Origin of the sequence: Kribbella sp. CA-294648, from assembly GCF_050943845.1 — a bacterium.
In the GTDB taxonomy this organism is placed as follows: Bacteria; Actinomycetota; Actinomycetes; order Propionibacteriales; family Kribbellaceae; genus Kribbella.
In genome coordinates this window covers 2738350-2761991 of record NZ_CP191981.1, presented here as the reverse complement: position 1 = coordinate 2761991, position 23642 = coordinate 2738350, and the positions used below count along the sequence as shown (strand labels likewise).

The 23642-nt window shown below is 67.3% G+C and carries 21 protein-coding genes and 2 pseudogenes; 12 read left to right on the top strand and 11 right to left on the bottom strand.

The features are described 5' to 3' along the window. Window positions 1-351 precede the first annotated feature (351 nt). On the top strand, window positions 352-1347 hold the full coding sequence (locus tag ACQPYM_RS13355) for a hypothetical protein (RefSeq protein WP_433020073.1): 996 nt from the start codon (window positions 352-354) through the stop codon (window positions 1345-1347). Between the two features lie 272 nt (window positions 1348-1619). Here the strand turns inward: ACQPYM_RS13355 and ACQPYM_RS13350 are convergent, their stop codons facing one another. Beyond that, on the bottom strand, window positions 1620-5081 hold the full coding sequence (locus ACQPYM_RS13350) for an error-prone DNA polymerase (protein ID WP_433020070.1): 3462 nt from the start codon (window positions 5079-5081) through the stop codon (window positions 1620-1622). Window positions 5082-5144: 63 nt separating this feature from the next. On the opposite strand from ACQPYM_RS13350, the gene ACQPYM_RS13345 reads away from it, so the two are divergent. Continuing rightward, window positions 5145-5495 carry a hypothetical protein gene (locus ACQPYM_RS13345; protein ID WP_433020067.1) on the top strand — a complete coding sequence of 117 codons (351 nt, stop codon included), beginning with the start codon at window positions 5145-5147 and terminating at the stop codon, window positions 5493-5495. Window positions 5496-5514: 19 nt separating this feature from the next. Continuing rightward, entirely contained in the window at window positions 5515-5808 is a 294-nt protein-coding gene (locus tag ACQPYM_RS13340; protein ID WP_433020064.1) for a hypothetical protein, read from the top strand. 77 nt (window positions 5809-5885) lie between these two features. Here ACQPYM_RS13340 and ACQPYM_RS13335 read toward each other — a convergent pair. Continuing rightward, a pseudogene (locus tag ACQPYM_RS13335) lies at window positions 5886-6746 on the bottom strand (ATP-dependent DNA ligase); the annotation flags it as partial. Between the two features lie 71 nt (window positions 6747-6817). Here ACQPYM_RS13335 and ACQPYM_RS13330 point away from each other — a divergent pair. The 4 genes and pseudogenes from ACQPYM_RS13330 to ACQPYM_RS13315 form a co-directional block, all read left to right on the top strand. Next, window positions 6818-7027 (top strand): annotated as a pseudogene (locus tag ACQPYM_RS13330) (hypothetical protein); the annotation flags it as partial. Between the two features lie 197 nt (window positions 7028-7224). Continuing rightward, window positions 7225-7998 (top strand): tyrosine-type recombinase/integrase, encoded by a 774-nt coding sequence (locus ACQPYM_RS13325; RefSeq protein WP_433020061.1) that lies wholly within the window; start codon window positions 7225-7227, stop codon window positions 7996-7998. After that, on the top strand, window positions 7995-10493 hold the full coding sequence (locus tag ACQPYM_RS13320; protein ID WP_433020058.1) for a tyrosine-type recombinase/integrase: 2499 nt from the start codon (window positions 7995-7997) through the stop codon (window positions 10491-10493). Before ACQPYM_RS13325 ends, ACQPYM_RS13320 begins: the two co-directional genes overlap by 4 nt. Window positions 10494-10540: 47 nt before the next feature. Beyond that, window positions 10541-10831 carry a hypothetical protein gene (locus ACQPYM_RS13315; protein WP_433020055.1) on the top strand — a complete coding sequence of 97 codons (291 nt, stop codon included), beginning with the start codon at window positions 10541-10543 and terminating at the stop codon, window positions 10829-10831. A gap of 50 nt (window positions 10832-10881) precedes the next feature. On the opposite strand, the gene ACQPYM_RS13310 is transcribed toward ACQPYM_RS13315, so the two are convergent. The 4 genes from ACQPYM_RS13310 to ACQPYM_RS13295 all read right to left on the bottom strand — a co-directional run bounded on the left by ACQPYM_RS13310 (window position 10882) and on the right by ACQPYM_RS13295 (window position 15296). Then, window positions 10882-12087 (bottom strand): alpha/beta hydrolase, encoded by a 1206-nt coding sequence (locus ACQPYM_RS13310; protein WP_433020052.1) that lies wholly within the window; start codon window positions 12085-12087, stop codon window positions 10882-10884. Window positions 12088-12375: 288 nt separating this feature from the next. Next, window positions 12376-13659, bottom strand: a complete 1284-nt coding sequence (locus ACQPYM_RS13305; protein WP_433020049.1) for a multidrug effflux MFS transporter — start codon at window positions 13657-13659, stop codon at window positions 12376-12378. A gap of 25 nt (window positions 13660-13684) precedes the next feature. Then, window positions 13685-14035, bottom strand: a complete 351-nt coding sequence (locus tag ACQPYM_RS13300; RefSeq protein WP_433020046.1) for a cyclophilin-like fold protein — start codon at window positions 14033-14035, stop codon at window positions 13685-13687. 241 nt (window positions 14036-14276) lie between these two features. Then, window positions 14277-15296 carry a zinc-dependent alcohol dehydrogenase family protein gene (locus ACQPYM_RS13295; protein ID WP_433020043.1) on the bottom strand — a complete coding sequence of 340 codons (1020 nt, stop codon included), beginning with the start codon at window positions 15294-15296 and terminating at the stop codon, window positions 14277-14279. A 160-nt stretch (window positions 15297-15456) separates the two neighbouring features. On the opposite strand from ACQPYM_RS13295, the gene ACQPYM_RS13290 reads away from it, so the two are divergent. From ACQPYM_RS13290 to ACQPYM_RS13280, 3 genes are all read left to right on the top strand, one after another. After that, complete coding sequence (locus tag ACQPYM_RS13290) at window positions 15457-16329, top strand: helix-turn-helix transcriptional regulator (protein ID WP_433020040.1); 873 nt, start codon at window positions 15457-15459, stop codon at window positions 16327-16329. Between the two features lie 7 nt (window positions 16330-16336). Further along, a complete protein-coding gene (locus ACQPYM_RS13285) occupies window positions 16337-16747 on the top strand; it encodes a (R)-mandelonitrile lyase (protein ID WP_433020037.1) in 411 nt (136 codons plus the stop codon). 171 nt (window positions 16748-16918) lie between these two features. Further along, window positions 16919-17842 carry a hypothetical protein gene (locus ACQPYM_RS13280; RefSeq protein ID WP_433020034.1) on the top strand — a complete coding sequence of 308 codons (924 nt, stop codon included), beginning with the start codon at window positions 16919-16921 and terminating at the stop codon, window positions 17840-17842. Window positions 17843-17995: 153 nt separating this feature from the next. Here the strand turns inward: ACQPYM_RS13280 and ACQPYM_RS13275 are convergent, their stop codons facing one another. The 5 genes from ACQPYM_RS13275 to ACQPYM_RS13255 form a co-directional block, all read right to left on the bottom strand. Continuing rightward, complete coding sequence (locus ACQPYM_RS13275; RefSeq protein WP_433020031.1) at window positions 17996-18160, bottom strand: hypothetical protein; 165 nt, start codon at window positions 18158-18160, stop codon at window positions 17996-17998. Next, window positions 18144-18371: a hypothetical protein gene (locus ACQPYM_RS13270; RefSeq protein WP_433020028.1), complete on the bottom strand. Its 228-nt coding sequence runs from the start codon at window positions 18369-18371 to the stop codon at window positions 18144-18146. Before ACQPYM_RS13270 ends, ACQPYM_RS13275 begins: the two co-directional genes overlap by 17 nt. A gap of 249 nt (window positions 18372-18620) precedes the next feature. Beyond that, window positions 18621-19181: a hypothetical protein gene (locus ACQPYM_RS13265; protein ID WP_433020025.1), complete on the bottom strand. Its 561-nt coding sequence runs from the start codon at window positions 19179-19181 to the stop codon at window positions 18621-18623. Then, the gene (locus ACQPYM_RS13260; protein ID WP_433020022.1) at window positions 19182-20465 is read right to left on the bottom strand and encodes an AAA family ATPase; all 1284 of its coding nucleotides are present in this window, start codon (window positions 20463-20465) and stop codon (window positions 19182-19184) included. 275 nt (window positions 20466-20740) lie between these two features. Beyond that, window positions 20741-21325, bottom strand: a complete 585-nt coding sequence (locus ACQPYM_RS13255; RefSeq protein ID WP_433020019.1) for a hypothetical protein — start codon at window positions 21323-21325, stop codon at window positions 20741-20743. On the opposite strand from ACQPYM_RS13255, the gene ACQPYM_RS13250 reads away from it, so the two are divergent. Next, window positions 21318-22610, top strand: a complete 1293-nt coding sequence (locus ACQPYM_RS13250; RefSeq protein ID WP_433020016.1) for a hypothetical protein — start codon at window positions 21318-21320, stop codon at window positions 22608-22610. The two genes, ACQPYM_RS13255 and ACQPYM_RS13250, sit on opposite strands and share 8 nt — an antisense overlap. Window positions 22611-22881: 271 nt before the next feature. Next, window positions 22882-23343, top strand: a complete 462-nt coding sequence (locus ACQPYM_RS13245) for a hypothetical protein (RefSeq protein WP_433020013.1) — start codon at window positions 22882-22884, stop codon at window positions 23341-23343. Window positions 23344-23642: the final 299 nt, after the last annotated feature.

Here is a 23642-nt window from a genome sequence, read left to right as displayed (position 1 = left end):
CAGAGTGTTGGGAGTAGTGATGCGGACCGAGTGCTCCCGCGCTCATGGTCCGAGTAGGGGCGCCAGCCGCATCCCGGTCGTGAGGCACCGCCTGCACGGTTGAAAGGCCGGATCGATCTCCGCGTCGATCAGGTACATGCCGTGGCCGCCACAACTCAGGCACGAGGATCGAGGCCACTGTGTCTGTTTGACCAGCGCACCCAGGGGGCTTGAAGACGTGGAGAAGATGTCAGGTGACCGCTCGGACTGCCGCTATCGCGTACGCGCAGACAATGCTGAACTGGGCAGCAAGACTCGGCGTAGCAGTTGTCCTCTCGAGGGGACGCGGGTAGCCGAAGACAGGGGATTCAAGTGGCAGAGTCACGTCGCCTGGAAGGCGTCATCGATCTTCCTCGGGAGATCCTGGTCGCTTCTGAGGCCCTTGGTCAGTCGGTTCAAGGTCACACTGGACTGGACGCATTCACGCTCTTCCTTCCCTCGCTGGCTGATCCGTTTGCGGGCAACTGGATGTACTTGAATCCGCCGTACTTCGATGATCACGAGGTACTTGGCCTGCTGGGTCAGCGCACATGGGGAAGACCCAGCTCCCCAGAACGGATGATGGTTCTGGGTCCATCGTGGGTTCACTCCGTTGTGGTCAGAATCGATGCGGAGCCGCTCGGTAGGCAGAGCGATGGGTTGGCAGCGGAAGCGGCAGGCACGGCAGATGCTTTTGGGCAGCGGTTTGCAGTTTGGTATGGGCGTTTTGCAGCCTGGTTGGAGATTTGGACCCCACAGCGGCTCATGTCCAACCCTTCGGGTGAGCCAAAGCTCCGCGGGCGCGTATTCTTCAGGATCGACGAGAATGTGCAGTTGACAGGCTGGGGTGAGGCGTTTGGTCCAGTCGAGCTATATCACGCACGTGACGCTGTAACGCTCAAAGTGTTGCGAGCCGCCGCTGCCAAGGCGTCGCTGGGAGCGTCGCCTCCACTGGAGTGGCAACTCCTAATTCGAGCCCTTCGGTACGATGACGACAGACGCCAGTCGGTAATCGACGCCGCATCGGCCGCCGAGGTCGCCATGGCGCAGGCCGCCCGCGCGAAACTGGGTTCAGTGCCTGATAAGGCGATAGAGGCAATCATCCAGTCTGCGAACGGCGTTGCTGGCATGGTGGAGCTTCTCGAAGCCATCGACGAAGCGACGGGCAAGAGTTGGCGCAGCCGCGTCGCCGCACGGCTGGCTGGCCCTCGCAACGATGCCGCCCACCGCGGGCTTACGCCGTCGCACGAAACCACCACGGAAGCTATCGCACAAGCGATAGACCTGGTGAATAAATACTCGCCTCGCCCGAATCCCGATGACACGTAACTGCGACGGCCACGGAGCACCCCGCACCTAGCGGGTCGACAAAAATGCTCACCAGTTCGCGAATGTCAGTGATCCCCCAGTCCGCCCCTGCGCCAGCCAGGTCGGACTCTGGCTGGCCTTGTTGCATAGCCGACGTTCGGAGCCTGTGGCTAGTGCCGCTGCGACATCGATCGCCTGTCGCCAATGAGCAGATAGTCCAGGGTGATCGAGAGCCGGCGTCGCAGGTGCGGTAGCACTGGCGCCGAACCAGAAGTTTGCGTCAGCAGGAGGTGCTAACGGAAATCTCGGGATTTGGTTTTGGCGGCGAGTGGGAGGGGCTCTAGACGCTCGGCGTTGAGGTTGACGACTTGGCCGGTGCGTTGGACGCGGCCGGTGACGATGACGGCGGCTGCTGTGCGGGCAGTTTTGGCGTTGGCGTTCCAGGCGCCGATGGACACGACGATGTTGGACATGCCGGTTTCGTCTTCCAAATTGATGAAGGTGACGCCAGAGGCGGTGGCAGGGCGTTGCCGGTGCTTGATGACGCCGGCCACCCGGACGCGTGTGCCGTCTTGGGCTTGGCGGAGGTCAGCGGCCGAGAGGATGCCTTGGTCGCGGAGCCAGCCGCGGATGCGTTGGACAGGGTGGCTGGTGGTGGTGATGCTGGTTGACCACAGGTCGGCCATGTCGGTTTCGATCTCGCTCATGCCGGGCAGCATCGGCGGCGGCCCGGCGGCGCTGATGCCGGGGAGCCGGCCGGGGCGCTCTTCGGCGGCGGCGCCGGCTTGCCACAGGGCTTGGCGCCGGTCGAGGCCGAAGCCGTCGAAGGCTCCTGCGGTGGCGAGCGCGTCGACTTGTTTGGCGGTGATCCCGGTACGCCGTACCAGGTCAGCCATCGACGCGTACGGACCACCTGCGTCGCGTTCGGCAACGATCTTCTCGGCGTCCTTCTCACCGATCGACCGGACATCGGTCAGCCCGAGACGGACGGCATAGGCGCCGTCGCGGCGGTGCGTGCTGGTGGTGAACGGCGCCGTGGGATCGAAAGGGCCGACGACAGGTTGCGGGTCCACCAGACAGGCCGGGTCACCGGTCGGCCCGGTCAACTCCTGCCCGTCGACGAAGGGCTCGAGGGTGGCATTGACGCCGGAGCGGTCGAGGTCAGGTCGCCGGGTTTCGACGCCGTGCCGGCGGGTGTCGGCGACCAAAGACTGGGGTGAGTAGAACCCCATCGGCTGGGCCCGCAGGAGCGCGGCGAGGAAGGCTGCCGGGTAGTGGAGGCGGAACCAGGTGGAGGTGTAGACCAGTAGCCCGAAGCTGATCGAGTGGGACTCGGCGAACCCGAAGTTCGCGAACGCCTCGATCTTGTCGTAGATCTCCTCGGCGAGGTCACCGGTGATCCCGTTGGCCGCCATCCCCTCGAACAGCTTGGTCTTGAGTGACGAGATCTTTTCGACGCCGCGTTTGGAGCCCATCGCGCGGCGCAGCAGGTCGGCCTCGTCACCGTCGATCCCGCCGACGGCCATCGCCATCTGCATCAACTGTTCCTGGAACAGCGGTACCCCCAGGGTCCGCTCGAGGACGGGTTGGAGTTTGGGGTGGAGGTAGGTGATGGGTTCTTCGCCGGTGCGGCGGCGGATGTAGGGGTGAACTGCGCCGCCCTGGATCGGTCCGGGGCGGATCAGTGCGATCTCGGTAACCAGGTCGTAGAACCGACGCGGCAACAGCCGCGGGAGGGTGGCCATCTGGGCGCGAGACTCGACCTGAAACACGCCCACCGAGTCGCCGCGGCACAGTTGGTCGTAGACGCCGGCTTCTTCTTTGGGGATGGTGTGCAGCGACCACTCCTCACCGGTGTGCTCACGGACGAGGTCGAGGCAGTACTGCAGGGCCGCGAGCATGCCGAGGCCGAGGAGGTCGAACTTCACTAAGCCCATCCAGGCGCAGTCGTCCTTGTCCCACTGCAACACCGTCCGCTTCTCCTTGCGGGCGTGCTCGATCGGCACCACCTCCCCCACCGGCCGCTCCGTCAGCACCATCCCGCCCGAGTGGATGCCCAGGTGCCGCGGGAACTTCAGCAACTGTGTCCCCAGCGCGACGACACGGGGCGGGATGTCACCGTCTCCCCCGCCGCCGGCGTCGATGTCGGGTGCCCGCCCGTCGACTTGTTTCGACCAGGCGTCTTGCTGACCGACGGAGTAGCCGAGGGCTTTGGCGGCGTCGCGGATCGCGGACTTCGGCCGGTAGGAGATGACGTTGGCGACCTGGGCGGCGTTACGGCGACCGTACTTGCCGTAGACGAACTGGATCACTTCTTCGCGCCGGTCGGAGTCGAAGTCGACATCGATGTCGGGTTCCTCGGTGCGGGTCGCGGCCAGGAACCGCTCGAACGGCAAGTCGTACAAGATGCTGTCCACCGCCGTGATCTCCAGCGCGTAACACACCGCCGAGTTCGCCGCGGATCCCCTGCCCTGGTAGAGGATCCGTTTGTTGCGGGCGAACCGGCAGATGTCGAACACGATCAAGAAGTAGCCCGGAAATCCGCGCTCCTCGATCACGTCCAGCTCCCGATCCAGCCGCCGGTAGGCGTCGGGGCGCTGCTCGCGGGTGCCGTAGCGGATCTTCGCGCCGGTGTAGGTGAGGTGCCGAAGCCAGCTCATCGGCGTCTGCCCCTCCGGCACATCCCGCAACGGCAACCGCGGCTTGGCGCGGCGCAGATCGAACCCGAGCTGCCCGGCCAGCCGCACCGAGTGCTCGACCGCGCCGGGGAACCGGTGGAACTGCCGCTGCATCTCCTCACCGGAGCGCAGGAACGCCATCCCGGCCGGCGGCAGCCAGCCGTCCATCGCATCCAAGTCCCGCCGCGCCCGCACAGCGGCCAGCGCGGCGGCGAGCTGGTGGTCGCGCGGGTTCGCGTAGTGCACGTTGTTCGTAGCCACCACCGGTAGAGCCCGCGCCGCCGCTAGATCGGCGAGGATCCTGTTCCGGGTCGAGTCGGCCGGCAGCTGATGGTCGATCAGCTCGACCACGACCCGGTCGGCGCCGAACAGCGCTACCAGCCGGTCCAACTCCCGGTCGGCGGCGGCCCGGCCGTCTGCGGCTCCCCCGGCCTCGAGTGCCTGCCGCACGGCGCCCTTGCGACAGCCGGTCAGAACGACCCAGTGACCGCTGCCGCGGGCTGACAGTTCCTCCAGGTCGTAGATCGGGCGGCCTTTCTCGCCGCCGGCGAGCTGGGCTTCGGTGATCGCGCCGGCGAGGCGGTGGTAGCCCTCCTGGCCCTCGGCCAGCACCAGCAGATGACTGCCTTCGGGGTCCGGTACACCGTTCTGCGGTCCCGACAGGCTCAGCGACAGCTCTGCACCGAACACCGTCGGCACACCGTGCGCGGTCGCTGCCTCGGCGAATCGGGCCGCGCCGTAGAACCCGTCGTGATCGGTCAATGCCAACCCGTGCAGACCGAGATCGGCCGCGGTCTCGACCAGCCGCTCCGGCTGCGACGCACCGTCCAGGAACGAGAACGTCGAATGCGCATGCAACTCCGCGTAGGGGACGGCGGCTGCGCGGAGCCGGGCCGCCCGAGCGATCGGCGACTCCCCCTCGGCGGCAGCGACGTAGGGGCCGCGATGCTGGCTCCACGCCGGCGAATCGCCACCATCACCAGCGGCGGGGCGGCCGCCATCGCTGCCCGGCCGCGACCGGTTCGACAACCGGCGCTCCAGCTCCGACCACTTCACCGGCGGATTGTTGTAGCCCATCCGTGTCCCTCCCGTTAACACCCAGACTAGAACATATGTTCGAACTTGAGCTACCGTGGAGGCATGCTTGGACGGTTCACGGTGCGCCCCTCGGACGACGGCTCGAGCACCTTCGGGGTGTGGGACGGCGCGGTCAACGGCTGGCGCGTCACCAACCTCGACAGGGCTGCGGCCGAGCAGATGAAGACCGATCTCGATTTGCAGTTCAACGCTCACGGGCCGCGCCCGGCCAGCGACATCCGCAGTGTTGCGCCGCCCCAATCCGTCGAACTCGTCACAGCCTGGGAGCCGGGAGAACTCGACGCCTGGATCCGCGACGACGGCCAATGGCTCGGCCGAGTCCGCGACCGCGACGGCTACATCGCCTGGATCCCCCAATCCGACCTTCGCCCCGCCGGGCAAGAGACTCCGTAGTGTCGAGGAGAGTGAACTGATGGCGGGCGGCCCCACGATCAGGCTCGACGGCGGACCAGGCCACGGGCAGATCTACTTCGAGGAAGACTTCCGCGACCGGATCAAAGCCGCACAACGGATGCACCGGGCAGAACCGGACGCGGCCGGCTGGGCTCTCGGCTATGCACCCGGCGGCCTCTCAGCCAGCGGCGGAAGGCTCTGGACCTGGCAAGGCATCAACTGCCACCCAGCCGATCCGCGTGATCCGGACTTGGCCCACTACGGCGCCGCGTTCGCGGCTGCACTCCACTCGGTGCACGAAACTGCAGCCTGACCGGGGCCCGTGGCCGGCTCGGCGGCTGTGATGGCGTCGGCGGGCACTGGCTGATTCCTGGTGCAGCAACTCGGCTGCTAGGCGTCGAGGTGGTCGACATCGTTCGGGGTGAGGTCCGCGCGAACACGGTGGAACCGCAGCGGGTGGCGGTAGTGGTCGCCTTGTTTGGCAGCGTCGGCTGCGACTTCAGCGATGACGACGGGTTTGACCTTGACGATCGCTATTTTCTTCGCGCCACGGCCCCAATGGCCCGGCCCGATCTCGTCGGGCCACGGATGCCGAGCGCCTGCCGGTTTGAGGGCTGCGGCGAGTTCGGTCGCCTGCGTCGGGGTGAGAGGCACGGTCCGGCCCACGATCTCGAGGTCACGGCCGCGGTACAGCCCGCACACCGCGACCTCGGGCTGCTTGAGGCTGCCGGTGACGGCACCGACGATCACTTCGATGGTCTCGCGGTGTCTGACCTTGAGCCATTCCCGACGGCCCGGCTGGTAGCGGGTTGCGGCGCCCTTGACGACGAGGCCTTCGACACCGGAGTAGCTGAACGCGTCGACCCATTCCCGCGCTTCGTCGGGATCATCTGTGACCGGCGACAACTGCAGCGGTGGTCGCCACCGAGCGGCGAGCGCGGCGAGCCGCTTTTGCCGTTCGCTGAGCCTCATCATGCGGATGTCGACCTGGTCGATCGCGAGCAGATCGAACGCAACGTACGACGCGGGCTGCTTCGGTGCGAGCCGGCGGCGGACAGTCGCCGCGGAGTTGACCATGCGCTGCTGGAGGGCTCCGAAGTCGAGCCGTTCGCCGGTCCACACGACCACCTCACCGTCGAGCACGCAGTCGCGGTCCAACTGTTCGCCGAGGGCGGCCAGGACGTCGGGGAACTTGTCGGTCAGGTCCGTTCCGCTGCGAGACCACAGCTTGATCGCTGCGTCGCGGCGAACGACGGCACACCGACTAGTTGACTGAACTCTTCAGGCGCCGATTCGCGCGATCCTGTGTTGCTGGAGAGGGTGTGGCGGTGCAAGGTACTGAGCTGGGTCGAGTAGCGGCATTCGAGCAGGGCCTGCCGTGGCGGGTGGTGTTCCCGGACGTCGAGCACCTGGCGGCGTCAGGGTTTCTTCGGGAGCTGGCTGCGTCGGACTGCTCCCCTGCGACGTTGCGCAGCTACGCCTATGACCTGCTGCGGTGGTTCCGGTTCCTGCACGACCGGTGGACGGCGTGGGAACGGGCCGAGCGCTCCGACGTGCGCGAGTTCATAGAGTTGTTGCGCGAGGCACCGGTTCGTCAGCGGTTGAACCGCCGACCTGATGCGCCAGCGCCAGGTTCGGTGAACCCAGTAACGGGCAAGGCGACGCTCGGTACGACGTACTCGGCCAGGACGATCAACCATCAGCTGAGCGTGCTGTTCGGGTTCTACGAGTGGGCCTGCGCGGCTGGGCTGGGGCCGTTGGTGAACCCGGTGCCGGCTCAGCGGAGCCGGTCGACGGGCGGCCGGCTGGAGGCCCACCACAATCCGATGGACGACTTCGTGGTCCGGCGACGTACCGGCAGAAGGCCCCTCGGCCGACCTGGCGCGCGATCCCGGACGACGGGGCCGACGCGCTGTTCGGGGCGCTGCGCAGCCACCGCGACCGGGCACTGGTGTCGTTCTGGCTGTCCAGCGGCGCAAGGGCGAGCGAGCTGCTCGGGCTGTGCCTGGACACCGATCTGGACGCCGGCGCGAACACGATCACGGTCGTCAGCAAGGGCAGCAGGCTGCGTGAGACGATCCCGGCCAGCGTCGACTCATTCGTGTGGCTGGCGCTGTACCTGCGCGACGAGTGCCCACCGGTGTCGCCGGGCGGTCCGCTGTGGTGGACCCGGCAGGGCACGCCACGGCCGTTGACGTACCACGCCGCCCGGGCGGTGCTGCAGCGTGCGAATGCCGCGCTGGGCACCAACTGGACACTGCACGATCTGCGGCACACCGCCGCGGCGCGGTTGCTGGCCGATCCGGGGTTCACGCTGTTCGACGTGCAGACGATCCTGCGGCATGCGAGCGTGTCCACTACCCAGATCTATGCCCAGCCCCGACTGGAGGACCTGGTGTCCAAGGTGCTCGAGCACTACGCCCGACCACGCCCGGCAGGTCCGACGATCGAGCCGGTCTACGACTCCGCCGCGGTCCGCGAACTCCTCGGACTGCCCGCGTGAGCGGCCCAACGACGACCGAGTCGGAGATTTCGCCGCCACGCCGGCAGGCGAACGCGACGAGGGCCGCGTCGGGGCCCTCGATCAAGTTGCTGTCCCCGCCCACGGCCCGGCCGGACTCTGTGTTCGGCCCCGCTGGGAAGGTGAGGGCGCGGCACGGCTACGACCTGGGGATCGCGGCGCCGCCGCTGCTGCCTGACGCACCGGGCCGCGCCGTTCAGGCACTGGGCCTCGCCGCCACGATCGAGCACACGCTGGAGTTCACTCTCGGCGTCTTCCCGAGCCGCAAGGAGCTGGCCTACGGCGTACGGCGTCTCCTCGGCTGGCTGGACCTGTTCGACGGTGACACCTGGGAGGAGCGGTGGCTGGCCAGCGGCGCCGAGCTGGCCCCGACGTCGTGGCGCGAGGCCGTGGAGCCGCAGACACAGCCGAGCGCGTTGCGGGTCGCGGCGAGTGCCTTGATGGTGTCGCGGGTGCTGCGACCGTCCTACCGGTGGCAGTTGACGACCCGAGCCGGCGCGCACCAACCGCAGCGGATGCTCGAGGGGCACGAGCCCGACCTGGTGGCGAAGCTTCGCGCGCTGCCTGCCTACCGGAACGCGCTGCTGCGTCATCAGTACGACGCCGAGGCGTGTCTGGGGCGGGTGCTGATCCGCACTGGCCTAAGACTGGAACAACTGCAGGGTGAGCACCTGCTCCACTATGCCGATGTTGTGAAGACGTCGGGGCGCTCTCGGCGTGAGCACCTGGCCTGGGAACTGTTGGTTGCGCTCGGCCCGTTCGCTGAGGAACCGGTGACACTGCGCGCGGCGTGGTCGGCCAAAGGCAACTCCCGCCAGCACTCGGTCGAGACCCTGGTCGACCGGTACGGCGTCCCATCAGGCGGGGTACGCGACCTGCTGGTGGACTACCTGCGGGAGCTGAAACCGTCGATGGACTACTCCAGCCTGGAGGGCTGGGCCTACCGGCTGGTGCGACTGTTCTGGTGGGAGGTGCTGCAGATCAACCCGAGCCAGGCCGACCTGCACCTGACCGCGGAGACCACGATGCAGTGGCGGGAACGGCTCGCAGTCACCACCAACGGCCGGCCACGGCGCGAGATCCACTCGATCCTCTTCGCGGTCCGAGGGATGTATCGCGACCTGGCGGAGTGGTCCCACGACCAGCCCGCGCGCTGGGGTCCCTGGGTCGCTCCGTGCCCGGTGTCGCGGCACGAGTCGAAGGCCGCGTCCAAGGCCAAACGTCACCAGCAGTCCCGCATCCAAAACCGCACCCGCGCCCTGACGCCCCTGCTTCCGGCACTGGTCGCCGGCGCAGCCCGCCGCAAGGACTGGACCGCCCGCGCGCTGGCGGCCGCCGAACTGGCTGGTCCCGGCCAGCAGTTCACCATCGACGGGACAGTGTTCGAGCTGCACGAGCCCGAGCAGCGCCGCTACGAGCGTGACCGCTCGAGTCTGGTGCGGGCTCGGGTGATCACCGCGACACCGGACGCTCCGTTGATCCGGGTCAACCGCCGAGGGCTGGTCGACCTCACCGCCGCCGAGGCCGATGGGTTCTGGGCCTGGGCGGTGATCGAGACGCTGCGCCACACGGGCGTTCGGATCGAGGAACTGCTCGAGCTGACGCAACTGTCGCTGCGGCATTTCACCTCGTCCACGACCGGCACGCTGGTGCCGCTGCTGCACATCGTGCCCAGCAAGACCGACGCCGAGCGGCTAATACCGATGACACCGGAGCTGGTCACCGTGCTGGTCGCGGTCCAGCGCCGCGCTAAGGGCGGTGACGACCGGGTGCCGCTGTCGGTGCGCTACGACCCGCACGAGAAGGTTCACGGCGAACCGTTCCCGCACCTGTTCGCTCGCCGCGTCGGTGCCCGACATGAAGTGCTATCCGCGAACGTGGTCCGTCGGCTTATCAACGATGTCGCCGCGTCGGCAGGCCTGAACGACGCCGGACAGCCGGTCAGTTTCACCCCGCACGACTTCCGGCGCCTGTTCACCACCGAGCTCGTCTCGACCGGGCTGCCGCTGCACATCGCAGCGAGCCTGCTCGGCCACCTGAACCTCGACACCACCCGCGGCTACACCGCGGTCTTCCCCGAAGAAGTCGTCGCAGCCCACCAGCACTTCATCGAACGCCGCCGAACGACCCGGCCGTTCGCCGAGCTCCGCCCGGCCACCAGCGAAGAGTGGGCTGAGTTCGAGAACCACTTCCTGCTCCGCAAGGTCGCGCTCGGCGACTGCCACCGCCCCTACGGCACACCGTGCGTCCACGAGCACGCTTGCGCCAGATGCCGGTTCCTGCGCGTCGACCCCGCGCAGCTGCCCCGGATCGAGGAGATGACCAGCAACGCCGAGGCCCGCCTAGTCGAAGCCAAGGACCGCGCCTGGCTCGGAGAGGTGGCCGCTCTCGAGGAGTCGCTGCGCCACCTGCGCCAACGCCGCACCGACGCCGAGCAGCAAATTGTCCCCCTTGAGCCGGGGGTGACGGCGAGCTGATCAGTAGCCCGCCAACATCTCGACATCGGCCGGTTCAGGTCGCTGCGATGCCGGACCAGACGCAGCGCGTGTCGGTAGTGATCTGCCTGCAAAGCGGCGTCGGCGGCGACCTCGATCACCACGGCCGGGCGGACTTTCACGATCGGGGTCTTGCTGCCCCGCTCCCAGTGCGTGGCGATCTGGCCCGGCCACGGATGCCTTGCACCGGCCGGCTTCAGCAGCTTCCCGATCGCCGCCGACTGGGCGTCGGTCAGCTTCACTGTCCGGACGACCACCTCGAGATCCTTGCCGCGCGGGATGATCGCTCAACCGTTCCCGGGAGCCCGCTTTCGCCGTGAGGGCTCCCCGACAGGCCGGTGGCGGTACCGGCCTGTCGGGGCACCGCCGGTCAGGCGAGGTTCTTGGTGAAGAACTCGTCGAGCCTGTCGAAGGGGATCAGGTCCAAGCGGTCGTACAGATCCACGTGGTCCGCACCCGGGACGATCACGAGGTCGACGGCGTCGGGGGCCTTCGCCTGGACGTCCTCGGAGTAGTAGCGGGAGTGCGCGTCGGCGCCGGCCACCAGGAGGGCCTTGCGGGGCGCCAACATGTCGATGTTCGTCATCAGCTGGAAGGCGAAGAACGACATCGGCGTGGTCGCGGTCCACGCGGTGGTGGAGTTGATCGAGCGCGGGTGGTAGCCCCGCTCGGTGCGGTAGTAGTCGAAGAAGATCTTCGTGACCGGGTCGGCGTCTGCCGGGAGGGTCTTGGGCAGGACGCGGTTCGAGGGGGCGACGTTGCCGTTCTCGTCGAAGGGGACCTCGTGGGAGAGCCGCGCGTAGCTGCCGTTCTCGGCGTCGATCCAGCGCTGCCGGCTGAGGTGGTCCACGACCTTCTGGCGCTGCTCAGGCGTGTAGTAGTCCTGGTGGCCGCGGGACATGCTGCGGGACATGTCGTACATCGAGGCCGCGGCAACCGCCTTGATACGGCTGTCTGCAGCCGCCGCGGTGAGCGCCATACCGCTCAAGCCGCAGACGGCCTGCGCGCCGATCCGCTCGCGGTCGACGATCTTCTGCAGGCCGAGGAAGTCGACCGCGGCGCTGTAGTCCTCGGTGTAGATGTCGGGCGAGGCCACGTCGCGCACAGTGCCGCCGCTCTCCCCGGTGAAGGAGGGATCGAAGGCGAGGGCGACATAGCCGCGACGGGCGAACTCGTTGGCGTAGAGCCCCGAGGACTGTTCCTTGACCGCGCCGAACGGGCCGCTGACCACCAGGGCGGGCAGCTTGCCCCTGGCGTTCTTCGGCACGTAGAGGTCCGCGGCGACGTCGATACCGTAGCGGTTCTTGAACCGCACAGAGGTCCGCTTGACGTTCTTGTCCAGCGCAAAGGTGTAACCGCCCTTGGCCGTGGTGCCCTGTCCTGCGACGCCCGCAGCTCGGCCGGGTTCCGCACCGAAGGAGGGCACAGCCGCGGCGGAGGCCGCCAACGCAGCGGTGCCTGCGCCGGCGAGCTGGAGCAGGCGGCGCCGTCCTAGACCACGACCGGCCGCCGCCTGGGTGGACAGATTGTCGGCCTGCGTCTGATCTTGGCCGATAGAGCTGCTCGTGGTGTCCATGACAACCTTTCACTAGGTAGAGCTGTTTCTGACTTGGTTGGTTGAGTCGCCGTTGACGCAATCAAGCCTTCCGCGTTTGCCGTGAGGCAGGAAGTCACTGGCAAGAGGTGTACCGAGAGGGAACCCCTGCAGTGCTTGGCCGGGAAGGGCATCCGAGGCATGCCCGGTGGCGTGTGCTGGGACGCCGGAGTTCGAGGTCGCGGCGGCGCCTGAAATTTCGTGCCGCCGATCATTCCGCGTGTGAGGAAAGACCGGTTGCCGCTCCGATCGTTGTCTTCACGTCGTGGCCTACAGCGCTGTCCTGTTCCGGCTGCTGGCCGTCTCTGCGGGCTTCGGCTTGGCGAGGATCAGGAGTCCGGCCATGGAGACGGCGGAGCCGGCGGTGATGAGGGTGGCCATCGGTACGGCGGTATGTTCGCCGCCGAGTCCGGCGAGCGGTGCGATGGTTCCGGCGGCGACCCATTGGACGAATCCCTGCACGGCTGATCCGGTGCCGGGGTGTTCAGGGACGGCGGCGGATGCAAGCGCTCCGCCGTTGGGGATCATGAGGCCTTGGGCGGTCATCAGGACGAAGAAGCACACGAGCGCGAGGACCAGTGGTGTGCCGAGCCACAGGGCGCCGGCCAGCATCGCAATGCCTGCCGCCAAAGCAGCGATCTGACCGCCCAAGATGAGTTTGCGGGTGGAGACCCGCCCAGCGAGCCGGGCCGCGATCAGCGCCGCGACTGTCATCCCGACAGCGTTGGCGGCGAAGTCGATGGAGTACGCGATCGGTGAGAGCCCGTTCATGGACTGCAGAACGAAAGCGGACGTGGCGACGTAGGCGAACAGAGCGCCCATCGCGGCCCCGGCGACCACCAGGTAGCCGACATACTCCCGGTTGGCCAAGACGATGCGCCCGGCGGCGACAAAGGTCCGTAACCCGCCGGCGTGACGGCGCTCGCGCGGGAGCGACTCGGGCACGGCAACCAGCGCCGCCAGCGTCATCGCGAGACCGAGCGCTGCGACGAGCCAGAACGAGACCCGCCAGTGCGACAGTTGCAGGATGAGCCCGCCAAGGAGCGGACCAACGATGGGTGCGATGCCGCCGACCGCGGCGACGACGTTCAGTACCCGGACCAGTTGGGTGCCGGTGGCCAGGTCGACGATGATCGCCCGGCCGATCACCATCGCCCAGCCGCCGGCGAATCCCTGAATCAACCGGGCGACCGTCATCACCCCGATGGTCGGAGCGAGCGCGCACACGATCGAGGCCGCGGTCATGGCCAGCAGCGCCGCCAGCAACGGGATCCGCCTGCCGCGTTGATCCGAAACAGGGCCGCCGATCAGCTGGCCGAGTGCCATGCCGACAAAGAACGTCGTCAAGGTCAACTGGACCTGCGTCGCGGTACTGGACAGGTCGCCGGCGACCTGCGGGAACGCCGGGACGTACATGTCGGTGGCCAGCGGCGCGATCGCGGTCAAGAACACCACGGTCGCGACCAATCCGGCGGTCAGCCGAGCCTGGCGACGGGCTTTTGCCGTCGGCGGCGTCGACCGGGTGGCGTCCGACGGCGACTGAACCTGCTGCATCAAACCTCTTAAGCTAGGGATGGAGTCAGCGCTGGAGCTGAACCGTGACAGAGCCGTCCATGTTCGCGATGCGCTCGGCGGCGTCATCGTGCATGCGGCCCAGGACGACGATGCCGTCGTAGTAGGACTGGTCGCCGTAGTAGAGGACGAGATCGTTGCCGGGGGCGTAGTAGCCGACGTCGCCGACGTCGGGATCCGCGCCAGCCGGTTGACCGTCCAGCGACAGCGGTGACGGCAGACGACCCGTCTTCTCCACACCACCGTGGTCGCTCATCTCAACGGTGAGCGGAAGTTGCGCGACCAGATCGCGCGTGGCGGCGCTGTCGTCGAGGGTGGCTTGGAACTGCTTGCCACCGATGCTGATTTGAATTCTCATTCCGTCCTCTTCTGTACTGCTCGGGCGCGGTGAGGTGGGCCGGGTGGATCGCTGCCCAGCGGACGGCGATCCGGTCGGCTGGCCGATGGGAGCACTGATGGTGGGTGTCGTGGGGCGGCCGTCGGGTTGACCGTCGTCGGGTGCGCACGCAGCCAGGGCTAACGCGACACCTGTGGCCAGTACGGCGGTAGCGATACGGCGTGCGGCTTTCATCGGTCCCCTAGGGCAGTTTCGGACTCGGTCAGACGGTGAGAAGGACTTTGGTGGCAGTGCGCTGGTCCATCGCCTGGTAGCCCTCGGCGGCCCGGTCGAGTGGAAGGGTGAGGTCGAAAACCTTGCCGGGGTCGATCTTTCGGTCCCAGATCAGCTGAATCAGTTCGGGCAGATACTGCCGGACGGGAGCCGGGCCGCCGTGGAGGTGGACTCCGGCCATGAACAGTTCGTCGCCGGGGATCGCGACGTCGTGGGAGACGCCGACGAACCCGACGTGGCCGCCCGGCCGGGCGGAGCGAATGGCCTGCATCATGGCCTCCTGCGTGCCGACGGCCTCGATCACCGAGTGGGCTCCGAGCCCACCGGTGAGGTCCTTGACCCGGGCAACACCGTCCTCGCCGCGTTCTTCGACGATGTCGGTGGCGCCGAACTCCTTGGCCAGCGCCTGGCGATCGGCGTGGCGGCTGTAGGCGATGATGCGTTCGGCACCGAGCTGCTTGGCGGCGAGGATGCCGAGCAGTCCGACGGCGCCGTCGCCCACGACCGCGACAGTCTTGCCCGGCCCGGCCTGCGCGGCGACAGCGGCGAACCACCCGGTCCCCAGTACATCGGAAGCCGCCATCAGCGACGGGATCAGATCGGCGTCGGGCATCCCCGGCGTGGCGACGAGCGTGCCGTCGGCCAGCGGGATGCGCGCCCGTTCGGACTGGGTGCCGATGGTGCCCATCAGAACCCGGTGCACGCAGTACGCCTGGTAGCCGGCCTGGCAGATCTCGCAGGTGTTGTCGGAGGCCCAGAACGAGCCGATGACGAAGTCGCCGACCTTGATGGTGCGGACGTCCGCGCCGACCTCCTCGACGACGCCGACGTACTCGTGGCCCATCACCTGGTGGTCGACGGGCTCGGCGCCCCGGTAGGGCCACAGGTCACTGCCGCAGATGCAGGTCGCGGACAGGCGGATGATCGCGTCGGTGGGCTCGACGATCGTCGGGTCCTCGCGATCCTCGACCTGCACGTTTCCGGGTCCGTGCATGACTACCTGGCGCATCGCGCCCTCCTTCTCATCGCCTGCTGTGGCGGCCCCGATCAGGGGCCACTCAACGAGTCAACCTGCGCAGACCGGCGCGGAGAAGTCCCTGTCGATGGGTGTACTCGCAGGGCACCCTTCAACCTCATCTGAACGCTTTCGGCCGTCTACTGTCGTAGTCGTGGACAACCATCAGGAGGTGCGCGAGTTCCTCACCACTCGCCGCGCCCGCATCACGCCGGAACAGGCCGGCCTGCCCACCACGGGCAACCGGCGGGTGCCTGGCCTGCGGCGCAGCGAGGTCGCGACGATCGCCGGTCTCAGCGTCGAGTACTACGCTCGGTTGGAGCGCGGCCAGATCGCGGGCGCTTCCACGGGGGTTCTGGACGCGTTGGCCCGGGCGCTGCAACTGGACGAGACCGAACGCGCTCATCTGTTCGACCTCGCCCGGGCCGCGGACGGGATCCCGACGTCGGGTCGCCCGCGCCGCCGGTCGCCGGGCAAGGCCACGTCTCGGCTCAGCCTGCAATGGGCGCTGGACGCGATCAAGGACGGCGTCGCGTTCGTCCGCGACTCCCACCAGAACCTGCTCGCCACGAACACGCTGGGCCGCGCCTTCTACTCACCCGTTATCGGCGACAGCGGCCGTACACCGAACCTGGCCAGGTTCCAGTTCCTGGATCCCGCCTCGCGGGACTTCTACCCCGACTGGGACCTGTTCGCCCAGATGTGCGTCGGCGTCATGCGCGCAGAAGCCGGCCGCGACCCACACGACCGCGGCCTGCAAGACCTCGTCGGCGAACTGTCCACCCGCAGCGAGGTGTTCCGCCGACTGTGGGCCGACCACAACGTCCGCACCCACGGCACCGGGACCAAACGGTTCCATCACCCCGTCGTCGGCGAACTCACGCTGGCATACGAGGAACTCGCGATCACCGCTGAACCAGGCCTGGTTCTCCTCATCTACACCGCCGAACCCGGCTCACCATCGGCCGAACGACTCCAGCTCCTCGCCTCCTGGGCGACACCGACCGACCTACCAAACAACAGCTGAAGGACCCATGCAGATCACCCGAAATTCCGTCGACACCGCCAAAGGCCCGGCCGACTGGTTCACCGGCGACGTCTACATCGACGCCGTCGCCGCGGCCCCACCACCGTCCCGCGTCGCCGCGAACCTCGTGCACTTCATGCCCGGCGCCCGCACCCACTGGCACCACCACCCGCTGAGCCAGACCGTCTTCGTCACCGAAGGCATCGGTCTGTGCCAGCGCCGCGGCGGCCCGATCGAGGTCATCCGCCCCGGCGACCGGGTCCTGTTCGAAGCCGACGAAGAACACTGGCACGGCGCCGCCCCGAACCGGCTGATGGTCCACGTGGCGATCAACGAGGCCGACGCCGACCACGAGGTCGTGCACTGGCTCGAACCCGTCACTGACGACGAATACCGGGCCGCGCCGGCCATCACCTGACGCGCCGGCCAACGATCTGATCGGCAAGACCTCTCGGCGGTTCACATGGCACCGGCAGGAATCACCCGGACGAGCAACCGGCACCTCCTGCACAGGCTCGGCACGGTGGCCTGGCCAGTCTCACTTCTGGTGTGTTTCGGTCTCTTGGGTCTGATCTGGGCAATGCCGGCAATGCGCCGACGGGCACAGCACCACGCGGCCAGATGCGCGATCTGTCGGCGTCACCGCACCTGGTCGAGGCTCTTCATCGGAGGCTTCGTCATCCTCCAAGCCCTCGGCGCCGCGACCACGGCGCACGCCGCGGCCGCACCACCCTTACTCTGCCACGCCCATGTGTACCCCGACGGCCGCGTGGAGACCGAGCCCACGCTCCAGGGCATCTCTCCGCCACAACCGTGGAGCATCACCCGCGACATCATCAACGCTTCGACCACTGGACTCGCGCTCCTCGCGGCCAAGAGCGCCGGCATGCGCGAATGCACGGGCCCGCCGCTCACGGTGACCTTCTGGCAGCCGCCCCGCGTCAGCGGCGGCGGCAGTACGGTAGGGGACGTCTTCGTGGCGTGGATGCCCACCGACTACCAGATGTCGAGCCTGCTCCAGGGCGCTCGCGGGTTCGGGCTGGCAGCCGAAGGGCACGGGCTGCTCGCCCAGGAAAGGCAGCAGTACCTCCGGTACGGACCCAACATCTCCTCCACCCGCGCCAACGAAGCACAGCTTGGCCGGCACGAGTCCCGGCACACCGACCAATGGGCCATACTCACCATCATCGGCGGGCCCCTGGCCTTCCCTGCGGCGTACTACGCCGACGGCGCATTCTTCCCGTTCTCCCGCAACCACTTCGAACGCGCAGCCAGCCTCACCGACGGCGGCTACTCTCCGCCCCCCGACAACAAACCCGACCCGCTGCCTGGCGCTGTGTCCGCCATCGCTGTCGTACTACTGCTGATGCTGCGCCGACGGATCCGCTGGCTCACCCGAGTCCTCATAGCGGGCCGCGCCAGCGCCACCGCCCACCTGCCGGGCCGCTGCCCCGTGCACACCACCGGCTGGTTCCGACATTCCACCCAACACTCCCGGCGCCCGCCGACGTAGCGCAACATCCGCCGTGCTTGGACCGGACCGTCAACGGCGGGGTCTGACGACTCACTGCTCAGAGCGGTCTGGCAGCCTGGGTCAGGCCGTCTGCCGCGTCCCTGCCCGGCTGGTCGGTGCCGCTCTGGCAACACCACGTCTCCCTTGACTCGTTCAGTGAAGGTAGCCGTCGTACTTCAACTCGTAGCGGCAGCCGCCTGGCAGCGCATTGCGGCCGGGCAGTTGCTCGACGGCCTTGGCCAGTTCGAGGCCGACCGGGCCGGCCAGGCCCGTTGCGAGCCGTTGAGCATGCTGGTCGGCATCAGGGTTCTGGGTCATCGCGCGCCGCCTTGTCTGGGCGGTTGATGACATCAAGTGAGGGAATCAGTACGTTCTCGATCCGGAGGGCCCAATAGCCATCGGAGCGCTGCAACCAGTGGCCCAGGCGAATGCTGTGCCCGTCGTCAGTTTCGACCTCGACGAACCGTCCCGCCTCGTGTCCGGGCGGCCCGTCGAAGACAATGTTGATCGCTTCCACCGATCCGGTCATGACCCCAGCGTGCGCCCAACTAGTTGCTCATGTCACTACTTGCTCAGAGCACCATCAGGGAGCGGCGGAGGTCCATACCAAAACCTAGCGGCCCACTTGGATCTGACAGCGTCTCCCGGGGGCCGAGGTTGATGCTCGTCACTACTGTGGATGTGTTGCTCTCGGCAAGCTCTTGCAACTGCGCGGCCCGGTCGTAGGTCCATCGGTCACACGGAAATCGGATCCGTTTGCCAGGCGGCGGACGTGATCTCAGCTGCCCAGCATGTCGGTGACAAATGCTGCGACTTCGGTTCGCTCGGCGGGTGTGAGTACTTCGGTGAATCCGGTCGGCGCGTGGAGCAGGTCGAGGTATCCGAGGAAGACGCGGAGGATCTCAAAACAGTCGGTGATGTTCTCACTGAGACCGCTTTCGGCGGCGCGCTCGTCCGCGGCTTGCAGCGCGGCGCGCGCCTGCTCAGCGTTCCACCCCGCTGCGGCCTTCCTCCCGCCGCGGGTGATGTAGCCGTGGCGCGGTTCCATCCACTGCTCGGAGCGGGCCGGATTCTCTCCAAGGGACGCGATGTACGCCGCGACCTGCCCGCTTTCGGCAGGACTGAGGAACTGTTGCAGGCGGGACGGCGCGTGGAGTTCTTCGGTGTAGAACACGACGGCCTCGGTGCATTGGACGATCGCGACGAGCTGGTCATCGCCGGTCTCGATCGCCTCGTCGAGCGTGTCGTGGGGGTAGTCGAGCGCGACAACCAAATCCATGCCGATGCTGTCGATACGGGTCTGCCGGTCCGTGGTGTTGGGCTGCGTCATCGGGGCCACCTATCGCTCGATCGCCGGGTGAGAACGGTTGTTATTGCTGGAAGGTTGGGGCTCGATCCGCGCAGTCGCAGCTGTCGCGGGTGAGCCTATCTGCCGTGTCGGACCAGATTCGAGCATGTGACCGGCGGTGCCTGCCGGCGGCCGGTTGCGCAGCACCCACCCTTCCGTACCCGGGTCGTTGAAGGCGATCCGTCCGCCCGGCAGCTCCTGAATGACGTCCTTGCGGACCAGGCCTGCGACCGCCTGTTCCAGCTGCTCGCGGTGTGGTCTGGGCACGTGCTGCTGCAGGCTCAGCAGGCTGCGTGGTTCGGACCCGCCTCGGGCAGCGAGTGTCTGTGTGAGGGCCTGCTCGGGAGCCGTGAGTTGCCGCCAGGTGCGGGTGTGCTCGCCTCGGTCGAGTTGCGCAGTTGCCGCAGCAATCCCATGGTCGGCAGCTGCAGCGTCGATCCGGTCACCGGCAGGCGCCGCCTCCCATGCTTCGTGCGCGGCGAGCTGCAGGCGTCGCGGATGTCCCTGGGAGAACTTGACGAGACCTTCGAGGGCGGCGGGATCGAACTGGACGCCGCGCTGTGCGGCGGTCTGCTCCAGCACGTGTGCCGACTGGCGGGGTGTCAATGGGCCGAGGCGGTGTGAGGAGAACATGCCGTGCTCGTCCGCGCGGGCCAGCCGTTCCTCACCCGCGGGCGAGGCGAATGCGACCACACCGATGGGGTGATCTGCCCGGGCGCAGTCGGCCAGTCCTTGGCACAGCTCCCGCATCTCCCGTGGTGACCACTTCTGTAAATCGTCGATCACAATCACAGCGGGCCTCGCCGTACGTCGCGCCTGCTCGCCGGCCTGCACAAGGTTCCGGGCGATCTCGGCCTCCGGCGCTCGCGGGAGCCCGAGACCAGACGAAACACTCGGCCCCTTCAACCCCACTGACACACTCGGCCCTTTGAGCACCGACCGCAGCCGCCCCAACTGGGTCCGCGCGACAGCACCGAAGCTGCGCATCGACTGGTCATCCATCGCCCGCCGCAACACGGCGCCCGCCTTCTGCCGGTCATCCCACTCGACCACTGCAACCCGCAGCGATTGACCGCCGAGTACTCCCGCTGCGGCGCGGGCCACAGCGGTCTTGCCGATCGCCTTGGACCCCGCGATAAGAAGGCCGTTCGACAACTGCACCTGGGCCGCCGCCATCCGCGAACCGAACCCACGCATCAGATCGAACTCGACAACACGCCCGCTCGGCGCTGCCGGCGGATCGCCCGGTCGCGGCGTGAAAGGACTCCCCAGCATCCCATCCCCCCTCGTCGACGCCCGATCAACAGACACTACCGACAAACAGCACCAGCCATCTCCAGCCCTGTGGAAAACCCTGCTGCGTTACACAAAACCGCGGCGCAAGCGATCCACCTGAGCCTGCCAAGCCCGGCTCCCAACCGCCACCGGCTCCCAGAGCAAGGTCAACGGCGCGGGACTCCACCGCGCCGTTAGACAGCGGCGTCGTTGCCGATGATCCAACCTCGGACACCGACACGCGGCTTGATCGCGAGGTGCGCCGGGCAGACGCGTCAAGCATCACGCCTTATCGAAACTCCTGTGTCCGGCTCAGGTTGGACGAAAGCAACCCCTTCGGCCGCGGCTTCCAGTTCCTCTGCATACGTGCGATCCACCTTGTTCAGGCTGATCGACAAGAGGCCCGAGTACACGTCAATCCAGGTTGCAACGACTCGAGCACCCTGCCATTCCCGGGGGCGGTTGTTGTTCCAGACCCAAGTATTCACGCGGTCGATCTCGGCCCGGGAGGGCTTCCAGCGGCGCACCCGCAGACGGGTGGCGGAGATGCCTAAGCGGACCAGTTCCTCGCGGGCGCGAACCATCTCTCTGTGGTCGGGAACATTAACGATGAAGATGACGCCGCCCGGTTCGTCGGGGTCGTCGGCCTCGGTCAGCCGAGCGTCCGCGCTGGGATTGTCCCTGACCCAGGCACGTACTTTCCGCCGGTCGGTACCTGGGTCGGCCTGCTCCCGAGGTGGCATAGCTATCACTCCAGCATCTTGCACGAAGGTGCAACGCATTGGTTCTTCCGTTCCAGAGTAGGCGTCTGTACCGTCGCATCGGGGTGAGGAAATGTTCAGATCAAGGAAGATGTTCATCGCCGTCACTGCAGTTGCTGTTGGCGTGGTCTGTGCTTCGACCTCGAACGCGGCGGGACCGGTCGTCCAGGGCGGCGATCCCAAGGATCCAGCCCCTCCAACGTCGTCAGGGTTCCCGCAACAGACACCAGTACAAAAAGCGGTGCAAGAGTTAACGAACTGGACATGGCAACACCCGGCTAGTGGTATGGCCAGCGTCGGTCCCGGCGAGGACGGAAAGAGCGTCGTCGTTCACTGGAAGGGCACCTACCCTTCCGGTCTCAAAGCTCTAGCCGCGAGCCAACCGGTGCCCGTCATGTTCCGCCCGGCCGCCTACTCCGGGCCAGAGCTCAGCGATCTCGGCAAATCGCTCCTGGACAGCGATCCAAACCTGGCCGCGACTTGGGCAACCCCCGGCTACTCCGGCCTGACGATCCGGCTGAAGCCGAACGCGTCGTCGACCGCATTGTCCTCGTTGAGAGCGAGAACCACGGTGCCGATCACATCAGCCGGCGTCGAACACAGCGTATCGCTTCGCAGGACAGCGCTCCCCGCTCAGGCCGAGTTGTCGTTTCCATCGGCGGTTCGTCCTGCGGACAGGGCGCCATTCTACGGAGGAGCGCTAGTCCGCAAGAGGGGCGTGTCCAGTGCCTGCTCCACCGGCGCGGCCCTGGTCGCTGGTACTCACGAGTACATGACCACCGCAGCGCATTGTGGCGCGGGAACCTGGGTTTCCTATGACCAGATTGGGACGGCTCCGAGCGCCGTGCTGGGTGCGCCACGTCCCGAACACATCAGCGAAGCACAGGACATCCAACTCATCGAAACGGACAGCTTCCCTAGGATCTGGCACGGCCGCTGGGATACAAGTACCTCCAGAATAGTTGAGGGTGCCTACATGCCGGGGGATTTGGCTCCTGTCGTCGCCAGCGGGGGCGTCGCCGGGAGCGGCGTCTATCCGCGGTCGGTCACCGGGCAATGGGCGCATTGGGAGGACACGATCACTGGCGCCACCGTAGGTCCTGGGTTCATCGCAACACCTCGGAACTACACAACGCTCAATGGTGCGATCATCCTGGGTGACTCGGGCAGTCCAACGATCGCTTCATTTGCGGGTGGTCAGCATGTCTACGGCTTCGTTTCCAAAGGCTACTCGGCGGGCATCGGAACGGTTGGTACCGAGACCCCCCTGCATCCCGGATTCAAATGCGGCAGCGCCACCCCATGCTTTGCAGCGTGGTATTCCGTTTACGCGCTTTCAGCCATAAACATCGAGTTCGACGGACTGTCCTTCCAAACGAGCTGATCCTCCGGCCAACCGGCCGGGCCTGGGACCGTTAACTGGCCCCTACCAGCAGTCCGTCAGCAGTCCGCCGAAGATCGGCACCAGGTCGCGCTGGTCGCGGCAGCGCGATACCCGGCGGCGCCGTCGACGCACCACGGTCGACCAGTATTGTGCACAATTCCCTGCAGCAAACACGCCCGCGGGCGCAAGGGCCGGCCGGCACCACATGCTCCTATGCTGCGGGCTCGGCATCTCTGGAAAGTGTCGGTAGGGGCTGGGATCGTGTTGTGGCATGGAGATCACTGAGGAGATGTTGGCGGCAATTCCGCCGGGCAATGTGCTGCGGCCGGTGGATGAGTTCGGGGCGTTTTGGCAGTTGGCCGAGAACGAGTGTGTGCGGCTTGTGGTGGCGACGCCGATGGGTCAAACGTCGTGGGAGTTGTCGTATGCGTCGGCGGCGATGAAGACGGCCAGGTGGCTGGCGGCGTGCGAGGCGGATCTGGGACCGGAACACGCACCGGTGGCGACGTCGACCGGGATGGAGCTGGGGCGGGCGACGCCGAAAACGATCGGTGTAGCGCACGAGGAGGCCGGCGCGATGTTGCTGCTGTCGCCGGGCGGCTACAAGACCCCTGGGATGCCGCCGCGGCCGGGTTACCTGGAGGGTGTGCGGGCCGTGATCGACTGGGCTTGGCGCTACGGGCCGCCACCGCAGTTAGGTGGTCAGCGATCGGAGTCGGCCCGGTCGCAGTGAAACCACGGCACCTGCACCCGACCAACGAGGGCCTCAGGAAAGCCGCTGGATGGCTTCCTGAGGCCCTTTCGCATGCCCGTGGTGGGTCGGCGGCGGGCGCGTGGGTGGCGTACCGCTGCGGCCAGGCCTGAGGTGATGGTGCGTTCGGCTTCGGTTCTAGGCAGCCCGACGCGGCCGGCGGCGTCCTCATGTCTGCGTCCGTCAGCCTGTCCAGCTCAGTTGAGCCGCCTGGGACTTGACCAATGTTGCGGGTTCGGCATCTCTGGAACGTCAGCACGACCCTTCACCTCAGTTGGGTG